Raw genomic sequence first — 14370 nt, 5'->3', positions numbered from 1 at the left:
TTTTAGTTTAAAAACTAACATACAAAGCTTCAGAGAAATCTGAAGCTTTGTATTCAATTAGAATGACGATTAGTTTGCTCTGCTTCTTTCTTCTTCATTACCAAAATCACGTTGTTTTGATTTGATACTTTGGTTTCCGAATTTATAACTCAATGAAATTCTGAAACCTCTTGTGTCTGAATAGCTTTTTACATTGGTTTTAATCTGGTTGGAATCGTAAGAAATCAATGGTTTTTGTGCGTTCAGTAAATCTTCGCCAATGATGGTAACCGAAAGATTTTTATTGAACGTTAACAGCTTAACAGAGATGTCAAGAATATTCAAAGTCGAGATATTAAAGATCTGATAACGGCCAGGCAGCTGTAAACCATAATTTAAGCCAAGAAATAAGGTTTTGTTGCTGTTGATGGTAAAATCATTATTGCTGTAAAGGTATCCGTTATAACCATCGATTGACTGAATAAAAGCGGTTTTTGATTTTACATTCTGATAGTTTAAATTGAATCCGGTAAAGCTGTTCCACCACGACCATTTGTTGAAATTATAAGAAGTCGAAAGTCCAATTTGGTAAGTATTAGCATAGTTTAAAGGCGTGTTTCTCGTAACATTTGTACTCGGATCGATGATCGATAATTCCTGTCCAAAATCGGAAACCTGAGAGAAATAAACGGAACTTACCCATTTTTGATTTCGGATAAACGAAAACTCAAAATTATCAATTAATGAAGGCTTTAAATATGGATTGCCTTCGGAGTAATAATACGGACTTGTTTTAATGACAAAAGGATTCAAATAATCAAAATCAGGTCTGCGGATTCTTCGGCTGTAGTTTAAGGAAAAAGAATTGTTTTCGTTTGGAACATAAGTCAGGTAAGCTGTTGGGAATAATTTGATGTAATTGTTAGTGTTCGTTTGATTCAAATTTTCAGAATACCCTTTGGTTTGAGTTGCTTCGATTCGTAAACCAATTTGAGTTTCCCATTTTGAATTTATTTTTTTACTTCCGGAGAAATACAAAGCCTGATTGTACTCTTTATAATTGAAAACATTGGACTGATTGGTGTTGAAAACGGGAGTTCCGGTTTCGTTATCGTACACGATCAGATTGTTGTTTGTATTCGTATGGAACGTTTTCGCTCCAAAACTAAGATTTGCCCAGTCGTACGGTAAAGAAATATCAATATTGGCCGAATAATTTTTGATGGCATTGACATTTGAATTTGTCGAAGAAAAGAAACCTCCGGGGATATTATTTTGATTGCGGTCCAATTCATTTCCTGAAAAGAAACGATAATCTTTTTTGTTGTAATCAAAATAATCCAAATCCATCGAAATGTTTTTTCCTAAACTGTCTAATGCAATCGAATTATGAAAGTTAACGGCATTCATTTTCGGGTTATTTTTAGCATTGGCATTCGAAGCGATATAGGAATCCGTCATTCCGTTTGCATTATCATAAATAGTGGTAAAAGGATTGTTTGCATTTACTTTATCCGTAAAACTGCCAAGGTATTTAAGTCCGGTGCTCCATTTTTCGGTTACTTTATAATCAAAACCAAGGCCTAAGCTTAAAACATCTGCTGTCGATTTGTTTTGAATTTCCTGTTTCCAGGTTTCGTCTTTGTAAAAAATAGTACTTTCAGAAGTTGTCAGTAATTTTTGTTTTCCTTTGCTTACCGAAGCCTGAGCAGAGAGTTTATCATGATTGTACGTAAACAACCCGTTTACGTTTCCGCCTGCGTATGTTTTTTGGGTGTAAGAAGTTCCAAGATTAGCATTCCATGAGTTTGCTTTTGCCGTTTTCAGTTTAATATTAATAAGACCGCTATTGCCTTCCGCATCATATTTTGCAGACGGAGTTGTAATTACTTCAATACTTTTAATATTATCAGACGGAATTGATTTCAGAAATGCCGCCAGATCTTCCTGAGGCATTCTTTGCAAACGATCGTCAACCATTACTAAAATTTCTCCTTTACCTACAATCGAAACAACCTCGTTTTGAACCCTTACGGTAGGTGTCGCTTTTAAAGCATCTAAAGCGGTTCCTCCGGTAGCTGTTACAGAATTTTCGACGTTAAAAACAAGTCGGTCCACTTTTTGTTCGATTAGTTTTTTTCTTGATTTCAGCGTTACACCTTCCAGCTGTACTGATTCTTTAATTTCAATGATACCCAGATCCGTATTGTGATCAATTGTAATTTCGCGGTTCATATATTCTGTGCCAAATTGTTCCAATATCAAACGGTAATTTCCCTTTGGAATTTTCAGAACAAAACTCCCCAAACTGTCGGTTGAAGCCTGAGCGGTTAAAGTTTTTTGAGGATTGAATAAACTGCCGATGATGAATTCAACAGCTGCTTTATTTTGATTGATCACTTTTCCCTTAAGTTCATATTGCTGAGCAAAAGAATACGTTTGAAATAAAAAGGCAAGTATTAAAAGACTACTATTTTTCATGGTTTTTAGATTAATTACGCTGCAAAACTGCGCTGAAAAAATGCCTAAAACTACTTTTATCGACAAACCCCCGCGATTAATCTACAAACCCTGTTTTGGACTTTTTTATGAATGCATATCTTTGAAAAAAACAAAAAGATGTATAAAGGAACATTGTCAAAAAAAGTAGAAGTATTCACTCACATCATATATTGGCTTTTGATGGGGTATTTCACCTTTGTTAAAAATCTAATCCAGGCCAAAAATTACACTCCGGATCTGTTCCTGTGTACGTATATGATTGTGTTTGTACTAACCTTTTATTTTCATTATTTCGTGGTGATGAGACTGGTTTTTAAATCCTTTCAATGGAAAAGATTTTTTGCCGGAGTATTGGTTTCGTACTTGTTTTTTACAGCCTTACGATGGCTGTTGGAGCAGGAGATAAGTCAAGTTTTATTTCATAGAATCAATTACATTAATCCAACTTTTTTTAATTATATGGAAGATAATCTGCATTACAGCAGCATGACTGTTATTCTTAGTTCATTGCTTTGGTTTGTAATTTATTTTATTCGTTTGCTGGAGTATAATCAGGTTATTCTGGAAGAAAGTAAAAACACCGAAATCAAATTTTTGAAAGCACAGATCAATCCGCATTTTATCTTTAATACCCTGAATAATATCTATTCGATGGTGTATTTTCAATCCGATAAATCGTTGATGGCAATTGAAAAATTAAGCCAGATCATGCGTTTTACCACCTATGAATCTCAAAAAGAAAAGATAAAACTGGCAGATGAAATAGATTATATAAAAGCCTACATCGAACTCGAACAATTAAGACATCAGGACAGTGCTTTTATTGATTTCAGAATTGAAACTCAAAATAGTTCCGAAGAAATTCCGCCTTATATCCTGTCGCCTTTAATTGAAAATGCTTTAAAACATGGCGTAACATCCAACGAAAAACCAATTTTAATCGAGTTACGCTTAGAAGATAGGAAGCTTAATTTTAAAGTAGTCAACGATATTGCTGTGCAAAAGAAAGACAAGTTAGGAGGTATTGGATTAAATAATTTGAGAAAGAGGCTGGAAATTCATTATCCGCAGAAACATCAAATAAAAGTAGTCAATCAAAACAACCAGTTTACAGCTGAACTTGAAATAGAATTAAAATGAAAAAAATAAATTGTATTATATTAGACGACGAACCTTTTGCAGTAAAACTAATGGCCGACTATGCTTCTAAGGTCCCGAGATTAAATGTTTTATATGCTGATTCAGATGTTTTTAAAGCCATTGAAATCTTAAATAATGAAGTTGTTGATCTGGTGTTTATCGACATTCAGATGCCACAATTAACCGGAATAGAATTGATGCAGATGTTCAATCAGAAGCACAATTTCATCATCACCTCTGCGTATCCGGATTATGCTTTAGATGTTTTTCAGTTTCATGTTATAGATTATTTACTCAAACCAATCGTTTTTAATCGTTTTTATCAGAGTGTTGAGAAATTTATCCGCTGGCAGGAAACCATGCAAAATCAGCAAACCGATGATTTTCTGTTTGTAAAAGCTGATAGAAAGCATCATAAAATAGCCACCGAAAATATTCTTTATATTGAAGGACTTAAAGACTACATCAGGATTCACACCAAAGGCGAAAAAATTATGGTTTTGGAAAACATGAAAGATATACTCGAAAAACTTCCCCTAAATCAATTTGTTCGTATTCATCGATCGTACATTATTCCAAAAAGTAAAATAAAAGTAATCGAAGGCAATCAGATACAATTGACCAGTGGGGAACAGCTTCCTATTGGGGAAACTTATCGGAAACTGGTGAGTGACTGGCTGAGTTAATGGTCTGAAAACTACAATTGAGGCACTTTATATAAACGAACAACAATTAATCTTAAAACCTGTGAACCAAATTCACAGGTTTTTTTATGCTTTTATTTGTAAGAATACACCGATTGTTTCTTGGGGGATACCAGTTGTTTCTTTTGAAATTAATCTCGGGATTTTATCCTATACATTTGGTACAATTACGAAGAGAAAAAGTCATAAAAACAAAATTTTTGTACGCCATCAATTTTTTTTCTTTGTGAAGAATAGTAATTGTTGCCACAACACCCTGAAAATACCACTTTAGCAGGAAACTATACCCCAATTTTTTGTTGATACATTAAGAAACCAAAATGCAATTTATTTACAGTATTTGTTCGAATTGTATAATGGCATTTGCTATTTAAATACCACAACTTTTGTTTTAAGATAATAAGAAGAAAGAACTTAAAAGATTCTTTTATTCTTATACGATCAATTTCCCTGACTAACCAAAACCATTAATTGTATATAGTATGAAGAAAATGACTATAATGAAAGCCCGAACGGCATCTCTATTTTATTTAAAACAAACTTTGAAGGTTAAACTAACCGCATTTTTAATTATTGCTTCAATATGCGATGCTCAATCCGGAAACTATGATCGGAATATTAAAATTTCAAAAAAGCTTCCCCTTTATGGCCTTATTGGAAAAAGTGCAGACCAGAAGAAGATTCAGGGTGTCGTAAAAGACAATAAAGGCATGCCTTTGACCGGAGTAACAGTTTCAGTAAACGGCAGTAAACAGGGAACAGTTACTAATTTTGATGGTAAATATGAAATTGCTGTAAATGAAGGTGATGTAGTAAGTTTTAGTTTTGTAGGTTTTGAAACTAAAACGATTAAGATTACCAATCAGGTTTTACTTAATGTTATTCTTGAACCCAGTACCAATAAACTGGATGAGCTTGTTCTGGTAGGTTATGGCAAGATGTCTCGCGACAAAATTACAGGAGCTGTAACAAAATTGGATACCAAAGTATTAAAGAATACGCAAAATGTATCTTTTGCAGATGCTCTTATTGGAGTCGTTCCGGGCTTGTTTGTTCAGGAGAGCTTTATGTCGCCGGATGCACCACCTTCGATTTTGCTAAGAGGTATTGGTTCGATAAGCGCCAGCACAGACCCTCTGATAGTTGTAGATGGTGTGCAGATGCCCAGATCAGGATTAGGTGCTTTTGCCTTAAATGCTGCAGGCATACAGGAGATTAGTGTTTTAAAAGATGCGGCATCAACCTCTATTTACGGATCTAAAGGAACCAATGGAGTGATAATGATAACTACAAAAAGAGGAAATAGAAACAGCAAATTACAGGTGACTTTTAACACAAGACTTGGTATTAAAACAGCTGATCAATCCTTTACGAACAGTTTAATGAATGGATCCCAAAAATTAGATTTTGAAGAGTCAATGGGTTATTACAAAGCAAATCCGGCATTACTTCAAAGCAGAAGAGCATTAGGTAATAACGTAAATTGGGCAGATTTGCTTTTAAAGAATGAAATAAATAGGGAAAATGATATCTCTTTTTCCGGAGGTTCAGATAAAGCCAATTATTATACTTCTGTAACGTATAATAATGTCAATAATATTTTTGGCGGTCATTATAAGAGATATACCGCATCAACTCGTGTTGACCTTGATTTGGGAAAGAAATTAAAAGTAGGATTTTCAGGAAACTTTAGTAATGTAAATGAGCAGGACGGACGCACCGTTGGATCTCCTTTTTCAAATTCATTCTTACTAAATCCTTGGTTAACTGTCCGTGATGATAAAGGAAATCCGTTAAGACTTCTGGATATTGCCAGTTCTTCCGGAGTTTCATACAATCCATTATTTATCAGAGAGAATACAAATACAAATGCCATTCGAAAAAATATTGGAGGAAGCGTAAATTTAACTTATACACCTTTCAAATGGCTGATTCTGAATGGGGTTTTAGGGGCTAACTATAACAACTCAAAGAACAGTAATTATGAAAATGTAATTGTAAAAGGGGGAACATTAAGTATTACTAATGGTGATAATAATAATTATACGGGAACAGTAACGGCTACTATAGCAAAGAAGTTTCTAAAACATAGTTTTGATTTGGTACTGGGCAATGAAGTTAATGAATACGAAACCAATAGTCTTAATATTTTGGCTAATACTTTTAACTCCGATGCCATACAAATAGTGAGTGCGGCAAAAAACGTCACTTCAGTTACACAACAAAAATCACAAGCGGGTTCGTTGTCCTATTTTTCACGACTAAATTATAACTTTGATAACACTTATAACCTGTCATTATCTTTTAGAAGAGATGGTTCTTCCCGTTTTGGAGCGAACAACAAATATGCAAATTTCTGGTCTTTAGGTACTTCATGGAATGCTCATAAAGATTTATTTCAAGATAATAAAACGATTAGTTCTTTAAAATTACGAGCCAGTATTGGTACTTCCGGAAATGACTTTATTGGAGATTTTGCTTCCCAATCCTTATATAGTTACTCTAGTCAAAACATTTATGCAGGTAGTACCGTGCCATATCTGTCACGGGGAGAAAATCCAAATTTAACTTGGGAAAAGAATTATAATAAGAACTTTGGTATCGATTACGGATTGTTTAATAATCGTATTTCCGGAACTGTTGATTATTATATTAGAGATACCAGAGATCTATTAAATAATAAGCCAATTCCGTTAACTTCAGGTTTTAAAGAGTTGATCTCTAATATCGGAAATTTTAGAAATGAAGGCGTTGAGATTAGTCTTCACACGGTAAATTTAAAAGGCAAAGATTTTAACTGGACTACTGATTTTAATATTGCATTGAACAAGGGAACCGTTTTGGCCTTGTCAGACAAAAAGGATATTCTTTCTAATTCGGGATCTACCGTATTCCAGGAAGGAAGTGCTATACGATCTTTTTATATTGCAGATTGGGCTGGTGTAAATCCGGTCACGGGTTTTAATCAGTACAGAACTCAGGATGGAACGCTAGTGGATTACAATACCAATAAAACAACAAGCAACCTAACAGCAATTACTACTATGAGACAAGTTAGCAACAAAACTGCTATGCCTAAATATTATGGAGGTTTAACCAATACGTTCAGATACAAACAACTTGACCTTTCAGTTTTGATCTCTTATGCAGGAGGTCATTATGTTTTGAATGAAGGAATCTATAACTTATATAACAATCCGGGGTATAATCAAAGTACAGCTGTGCTTAATGCGTGGAAAAATCCGGGAGATCAGTCAAATATAGCTGTAAGACAGGTGAATACAGCCAATCCTAATGCATTACTGGAATCAGATTACAGATATTCTACTCAGTTTTTAGAGAATGCCAGTTATATTAAATTGAAAAACGTTGCTCTGGGATATACACTTCAGAAAAGTGTTTTAGAGAAAACGGGGATTGAAAATCTTAGAATTTATGTTCAGGGACAAAATCTTTTTACCAAAACGGCTGTAACCTATATTGATCCGGAATATGCCACTGCGGCTGGAGGCATTGGACTTTCTTCATCCATTGTGAGAGCATATTCTCTGGGACTTAATGCTAGTTTCTAATAAAAACAACACACAAAATATATTGTTATAAAAGCTTATCCGCTAACAATAATGATAAAAGAATATTTATTCAACAGAAAAAAAATGAAGAACAACATATGAAGACAAATATAAAATTATTTTTTTCGGCAGTGATAGTTACTTTTTTTAGCAGCTGCTCTAATGATATTATCAACAAAGAACCTCTGGATCAATTGGCTCCGGAAACACTTTTTCAGACAGAAGGCGGTTTTAGAAGTGCCTTAGACGGCGTTTACGCCGTTATGAAACAAGATTTCTACGGGTATTATTTTGGAATTTATACTATTCCGGAAGCTATTAGTGACGATCTTTTAGGTTCTTCAAATTCAAAAGACTTCAGTTTTGATAACAGTTCAGGGAACATCTATCCACTGGCATACAATAGTACAACCGGTAATGTGGAGGGATTTTGGAGAATTTCCTATCAGGCCATTAATAGTGTGAATACGATTATAAAAATGGCAAGAGCCAGTTCGCTACCTAATAAAAATGCTTTCTTGGGAGAAGCGTTAGGTATTAGAGCCCTATTGTATTACAATTTATACCGCTTTTATTCTCCTGCTTATACTATTGATAAAAAGGCTTTGTCAGTACCTTATCGATTTGAAACAGATAAATTATTAGATGTAAAACCCAGAAACACTACAGCTGAAGTAATTCAGTTTATTCAGGCCGACTTGAATGAAGCGGCAGCTTTAACTACCAATACAGTTAACTCCTATAGAATTTCTAAGACGGCTATTTATGCATTAGCCGCCCGCGTATGTCATGAGACAGCTGATTACAAAAATGCAATTGTATACAGTAATCTGGCATTAACAGATGCCAGATATAAATTAGATAACACACTGGCTGCTTTGCAAAAGGAATGGGATAAGGATGATTCCGGTGAAATTATTTTCAGAATACGTTTTGAAAATACTGAAATGGGACAAAATGCGGCACTTTTTGCCATACCGGTTCTTTCAAGTTATCCTTATTTAGTATCGACCGATTTAATCAATCTTTACGATAAAACTAAAGATTTACGATTTACAGTATATTTTAAAAATCATCCTACTATCGCAAACAGTTATTATCCTAAAAAACAAGCAGGAACCCGAACAACAAATGCCTCGGCATCAGATCCCGGTAATATAGATTTAAAACTAATGAGAGTACCAGAACTATACTTAATATTGGCAGAATCGTACTTACGGGGTAGTGACAATGCATCAGCATTAATTAACCTCAATAAATTGAGAAATGCCAGAGGGTTAGGAGATTACTCTGGAGCTGATCTGGGTAAAGAAGTTTTAAACGAGAGAAGAAGAGAATTAGCCTTTGAAGGCTTTAGATTTACCGATCTTAAAAGACTTGGATTAGGCTTTAAAAGAGCAGATGGTACCGGTTTATCAGCGAATGCTAATCGATTTGCATTGCCTATCCCGCAGACTGAAATTGATCGTTCCGGCATTGCACAAAATCCGGGGTATTAATCTATTATCAATATTATAAAAACTCTCTTGTATGCAAAAAAAACTGGTTCTAATCTTTTTGTTTTCGGCATTTAACCTAATAATCGGGTACTCACAAAAGGAGGTAAACATAAAAGTAACAATACTGAAGAACGGATTTGTTTTTGACGATAAATTTGACTTAAAGACAGGCAGTATCATTATTAAAGGGAATCAAATTGCTGATATCTTGTATACTGATAATTTTAGCGAGTATCCCGGAGCAACAATAATTGATATCACCGGAAAATATGTTATGCCCGGATTAATAGATGCACACGTTCATCTGGCAACAGCTCCTAATCTCACTAGAGAAAAGAGTACTAAATACATGGAGGATCAGCTTTCTAAAATGATTTATGCCGGTATAACAACGGTTAGGGATATGACAGGAAATGCAATTATTCTTGCGGATTACAAACAAGTGAGTACCCTGAATCAACTGCCGGCGCCTTCCATTTTTTATGCAGCTCAGTTTGCAGGACCAGATTATTTTAATTCGATGAGAAAGTATACTACAGAAAAAGATACCCCATGGCAACGTACTATTACTGATACCACAAATATTAAAATGGTCGTGGCAGAAGCAAAAGGGGCAGGTGTAACCGGAATAAAGATATATAATGATTTAAGTGCCCGCATGATTAGAAAGATTGTAAAAAAAGCAAAAAAAACAGGGATTACAGAGTTGGAGCCATGCAGCAGTATTCCCTGCCACACCAACAGATGTTGCTGCTGCCAAAGTAAATTCGATGTCGCATGCCTTTGATATACCCTATGGATTTTCTTCAGGGAAAATGGATCACTCGAAAAAAATACCAGCCATCGATACTACAAAAATGGACAAGTTGTTACTCCTGATGAAAGCAAACAATGTGATACTGGATGCAACCAATTACATGGGAAACAACAATAAACTTTTTGATGGGATGAAAATAACTAAAAGAGCTCATGAACTTGGAGTTAAGGTTTCTACAGGAACAGATTGGCCTTATTTATTCGAAAAAGATAATATTGTTCCGTTATTCAAAGAGATAAAGATATTGACAGACAGCTGTGGTTTTACCAACAAAGATGTTCTGATAAGTGCTACTAAAATTGGAGCAGAGAGCATTGGGGTAGAAGACAGAGGTGTCATAGCTGTGGGTAAACGCGCAGATCTTTATATAACCAATTCTGATCCTGTACAAAATATTGAAAATCTAAAAGACGGTTTTATGACCGTGAAGTCCGGAATTATTTATAAGAAAGAATAATTTTCCGGAACTCCTTAAAAAAGAAATGTATAATAAAGTTTAAAAGAAAAATCTAATGAAGAAATGGTATTGTTTAAGAATTATAATTCTTATTCTTAGTTTAAATTGTTTTGCACAGAAAAGCACAAAAGACTATGTGACTTTGTCCGGAAAAATTACAGATAAAAATTCAGATTCTTTGCTTGTTTTTAAGAACAGAACTCCACTTAAAAAAATTAACGTTAAGAAAGACGGGACTTTTTCTGATACACTTAGCGTAAAAGAAGGTTACTATGGACTATTTGATGGTAAAGAGCAAGGTTTCTTTTATCTTAAAAATGGTTACAATTTGAAAATTACTTTTGACACCAAACAATGGGATGAAACAATGACGTGCAAAGGGGAGGGAGCTATACCTAACAACTATTTATTTAAGAAAGCCTTGTATACTGAAAAAGCGACTGCTGATAAATCTATTTTTAAATTAGAGAAAGATGAATTTATCACCAAAATAGATGAAATTGTGGCGGGTTATCAAAAACTTATTGCGGAGACCAAAGGACTGGATGCTTCTTTCATTGCGTTTGAAAAAAAGGATTCCGAAGAATTCAGAAAAAGTTGTGTCGCCAGATATAACAAAACTACCAACCTAAAAAAACACCAGGAGGAAATTCTTCCAAAAGGAAAAGTTTCGCCAAAATTCTTCAATTATGAGAATTTTGACGGCTCCAAAACTTCTCTGGACGATTTTAAAGGTAAGTTTGTTTATATTGATCTATGGGCCACCTGGTGTGGGCCGTGTAAAAAAGAAATTCCTTTTCTTAAAACTGTTGAAAAAGAATTTCATAATCAGAATATTGTATTTGTCAGTATTTCGACTGATCGCGTAAAAGATCATGATAAATGGAAAAAAATGGTGGGAGATCTTCAATTAACGGGTGTACAATTGTTTGCTAATGGTGATACTTCTTTTGAGGCTGCCTATGAAGTAAGTGGCATCCCAAGATTCATCCTGATAGATCCGCAAGGCAATATTGTAGATCCAAATGCCCCAAGACCATCAGATGAAGGATTAAAAAACTGGTTAAAAGAAGCTGGTGTTCGCTAGTTTATTTCGTAAGTAGAGAAGGTTAGCTTACATCATTTTGCCTTCTTTGACATATTCTTTTTTAATCCCTTGAAGAAGATGATGTAGATTAATATTTTCGTTTTGATCTTCTAATGTTCGCAGACAGGCATATTGAATAATGTTTACAATATTAGCACCGGTAATCTCGTATTTTTTTGAAATCTCACTAAGGTTTACATCTTCAGCAATTTTGATTCCTTTAGGCAGGTTGTTCTCCCAAAGTTGTAAACGTTCACGGGAAGAAGGTACCTCGAATTCGATTATGGATTGAAATCTTCGGGTAAAGGCTGTGTCAATATTGGTCTTAAAATTAGAAGCCAGAATAACTAAACCCGGATGATTCTCGATACGCTGCAGCAGGTACGACACTTCCTGATTGGCGTATTTATCATGAGCATCTCTTACATTAGTTCTTTTTCCGAAAACGGCATCGGCTTCGTCAAAAAAGAGAATCCAGTCTTTATCGGCTGCTTTGTCAAAAAGGGAGGACAGATTTTTTTCGGTTTCGCCAATGTATTTCGAAATCACCATAGACAAGTCAATTCGGTAGACATCTCTCTGTGTATATTTTCCAAGAAGTGAGGCCGTAAGAGTTTTCCCGGTTCCCGGTGCACCATAAAACATGACTCTGAAACCTGGTTTAATTGTGGCTTTCATGTTCCATTCGTGGAGCAGAATCTCATTAAATTTAAGCCAGGTTTCTATTTCTTTAATTTGATTTAAAGTCGAAGAATTGAGGACAAGATCACCCCAGTCTAATGCGGTTTCAATTAGCTGAGCAGGGAAAATGCTGCTAAGCTGAGGTTTTAGGATTTTTCCGGTGATGAATTTTTCGATGTATTCGTCTTCAAGAATCAGTAAACCACTCAGTTTAGGTTCTCCATTTGGAACAGATTCTATTTTAATAATTCTTTTTTGATAAAGAAAGGATTGATTGTGCAGGTAATTATAGAAAGAAATTCGGGCGTCAAGATCATTTCCCGCTATCAGAAACTGAGCGGTTTCGCCTGTTGGTAAAATACCACGGTGGTTTTTTGATTTTACACCTCCAAATTCGGGTAGTTCTCCTCCGTTGGGTAAATATTCCGCAATAATCGAACTTAAAAAGTCAGGTTTGATATGGTGTACAAGAGCTAATCCCAATAAGAGAGTATCTGTTTGGGTGAGGTTATTTTCAATGATAAATTCGTTGATAAACCCGTTGGAATCCAGTTGAATTAAAACAGGTTTTGCAGTTGGGTTTTCGGCTTGAAAAAGTGTATCAAGCTGAAATTGAAATTGGGTTTTAAGAAACTGAAGTATAAGTTCCATGATCTTTTTGTTTTGACTATTGTTATTGAATTTATAATCGGGACTTTATTTTTTTAATTTTTAAGAAAATCGATTAGATTAAGAGCAGGAAAACAGTGTTCAATTCCCTTTAAAATATCTTTATACAAGGGATTTTTTTCAGTGTATTCATCAATAAACAGGTTTTGCCATCCGCTAATTCCTCCACAACTATATAGTTTTTCTATGAATATCTCGAAAGAAAGGTTTATTTTTTGAGGTTCAAAAGAGGAAGAAATAATATAAAGACTAATTTTTTCATTTTCAATAGAAAAAACAGTATCTCCGGACTCTTCAATTATTAAAGGATAAAACTTACTCAGTTTTTTTTCAAAACTTTTATCCGCATTAATGAACTTAAAGTAGTTATTATCCCAAATTCTTTCTTGAGCATGAAGAACTCCTCCAAAAATGGTTTCAATTGGCAGCATTTGAAAATTAGCGAAGTAGGTTTCTGATTTCCAGTTGATTTCCAGTCCATTTCTTCGATAATGATACAAAACAAAATTGGTGTTTAGTTTGCCTTTTATTGCGATTTCGGCTCTTCTAATTTCAATGTTGGAGCACCCAAGGTTTTCTTTATGTACTGTAATTTTATGATTTTCCGGTATTTTAAATTTAGCACCTCCAATAGAAGGGAATGATTTTGTTTTGGTGTCTGAATCACTAAAGAACGACTCAAGTATTTCAGGTCTCAACTTTGTGTTGACTAAGTAGTAAAAGAAATCGTTATTGTATTTGGTGAAGTGATTGAAAACCTCCTCTGAGATATAATTCTGCCAATGGTAAAGTCCACCTGTCTTAATTCCTAAATTCAAGTAAGATTCTAAAGTACAGTTTAATGTAACTTCGTTAAAATCGGGGCTCATTCTTATGATTTCGTAATTTTCCTTTATTGGCTTTATGAAAGTTACAAATTTGTTAATGATGTCGACATCAAAAGGGATGTATCCTTTTTGTATGAAGGCTGAATATTCTTTAAGGTCTGTTTTCTCTACTTTTGTCAAATAATCTGACAATGTTTCTAATTTGGGAATATTAAGTTTACCAAAACACAAAATATCAACATCAGAAAACCATGATATAAAAAGTCCATTTGTAGTTTTATAAAATGATAATAAAGAGTCGTTTAAATTTAATTCAGCAGCTAGTTTTTTTAATTTACTGCCGGCCACAGGAGGACTTAGTTTTACAGTATGAGAGTGATCCTTCTTTAGCATTAAATCTGAAAGTTCTTTTATTTCAAGAAGTATATTTTCCATA

10 protein-coding genes are annotated in these 14370 nt (G+C 34.3%); 7 read left to right on the top strand and 3 right to left on the bottom strand.

All coding sequences use genetic code 11. The annotated features are described in order from the left end of the window. Nucleotides 1-69: 69 nt before the first annotated feature. Nucleotides 70-2460, bottom strand: a complete 2391-nt coding sequence (locus tag B0A80_RS18425; protein WP_089078252.1) for an outer membrane beta-barrel family protein — start codon at nt 2458-2460, stop codon at nt 70-72. Between the two features lie 138 nt (nt 2461-2598). Between B0A80_RS18425 and B0A80_RS18420 the strand changes: the two genes are divergently transcribed. From B0A80_RS18420 to B0A80_RS18395, 7 genes are all read left to right on the top strand, one after another. Then, nucleotides 2599-3621: a sensor histidine kinase gene (locus B0A80_RS18420; protein ID WP_089078264.1), complete on the top strand. Its 1023-nt coding sequence runs from the start codon at nt 2599-2601 to the stop codon at nt 3619-3621. Then, entirely contained in the window at nt 3618-4307 is a 690-nt protein-coding gene (locus tag B0A80_RS18415; RefSeq protein ID WP_017497840.1) for a LytR/AlgR family response regulator transcription factor, read from the top strand. Before B0A80_RS18420 ends, B0A80_RS18415 begins: the two co-directional genes overlap by 4 nt. A 500-nt stretch (nt 4308-4807) precedes the next feature. Next, nucleotides 4808-7897 carry a SusC/RagA family TonB-linked outer membrane protein gene (locus B0A80_RS18410; RefSeq protein WP_233430778.1) on the top strand — a complete coding sequence of 1030 codons (3090 nt, stop codon included), beginning with the start codon at nt 4808-4810 and terminating at the stop codon, nt 7895-7897. 98 nt (nt 7898-7995) lie between these two features. After that, the gene (locus tag B0A80_RS18405; protein ID WP_233430777.1) at nt 7996-9396 is read left to right on the top strand and encodes a RagB/SusD family nutrient uptake outer membrane protein; all 1401 of its coding nucleotides are present in this window, start codon (nt 7996-7998) and stop codon (nt 9394-9396) included. Nucleotides 9397-9427: 31 nt separating this feature from the next. Then, nucleotides 9428-10183: an amidohydrolase family protein gene (locus tag B0A80_RS21050; protein ID WP_233430776.1), complete on the top strand. Its 756-nt coding sequence runs from the start codon at nt 9428-9430 to the stop codon at nt 10181-10183. Further along, entirely contained in the window at nt 10167-10670 is a 504-nt protein-coding gene (locus B0A80_RS21045) for an amidohydrolase family protein (protein WP_233430775.1), read from the top strand. The genes B0A80_RS21050 and B0A80_RS21045 overlap by 17 nt, the downstream gene beginning before the upstream one ends. A 55-nt stretch (nt 10671-10725) precedes the next feature. Continuing rightward, entirely contained in the window at nt 10726-11757 is a 1032-nt protein-coding gene (locus B0A80_RS18395; RefSeq protein WP_089078249.1) for a redoxin domain-containing protein, read from the top strand. 27 nt (nt 11758-11784) lie between these two features. Here the strand turns inward: B0A80_RS18395 and B0A80_RS18390 are convergent, their stop codons facing one another. Together B0A80_RS18390 and B0A80_RS18385 are read right to left on the bottom strand one after the other, a co-directional pair. Further along, on the bottom strand, nt 11785-13089 hold the full coding sequence (locus B0A80_RS18390) for an ATP-binding protein (protein WP_089078248.1): 1305 nt from the start codon (nt 13087-13089) through the stop codon (nt 11785-11787). A gap of 53 nt (nt 13090-13142) precedes the next feature. Next, nucleotides 13143-14369 (bottom strand): hypothetical protein, encoded by a 1227-nt coding sequence (locus B0A80_RS18385; protein ID WP_089078247.1) that lies wholly within the window; start codon nt 14367-14369, stop codon nt 13143-13145. Nucleotide 14370 lies beyond the last annotated feature (1 nt).

The organism is Flavobacterium tructae, assembly GCF_002217475.1.
In the GTDB taxonomy this organism is placed as follows: Bacteria; Bacteroidota; Bacteroidia; order Flavobacteriales; family Flavobacteriaceae; genus Flavobacterium; species Flavobacterium tructae.
Note: the sequence above shows the minus strand (reverse complement) of the source record. Positions and strands in the feature narration are given on the sequence as shown.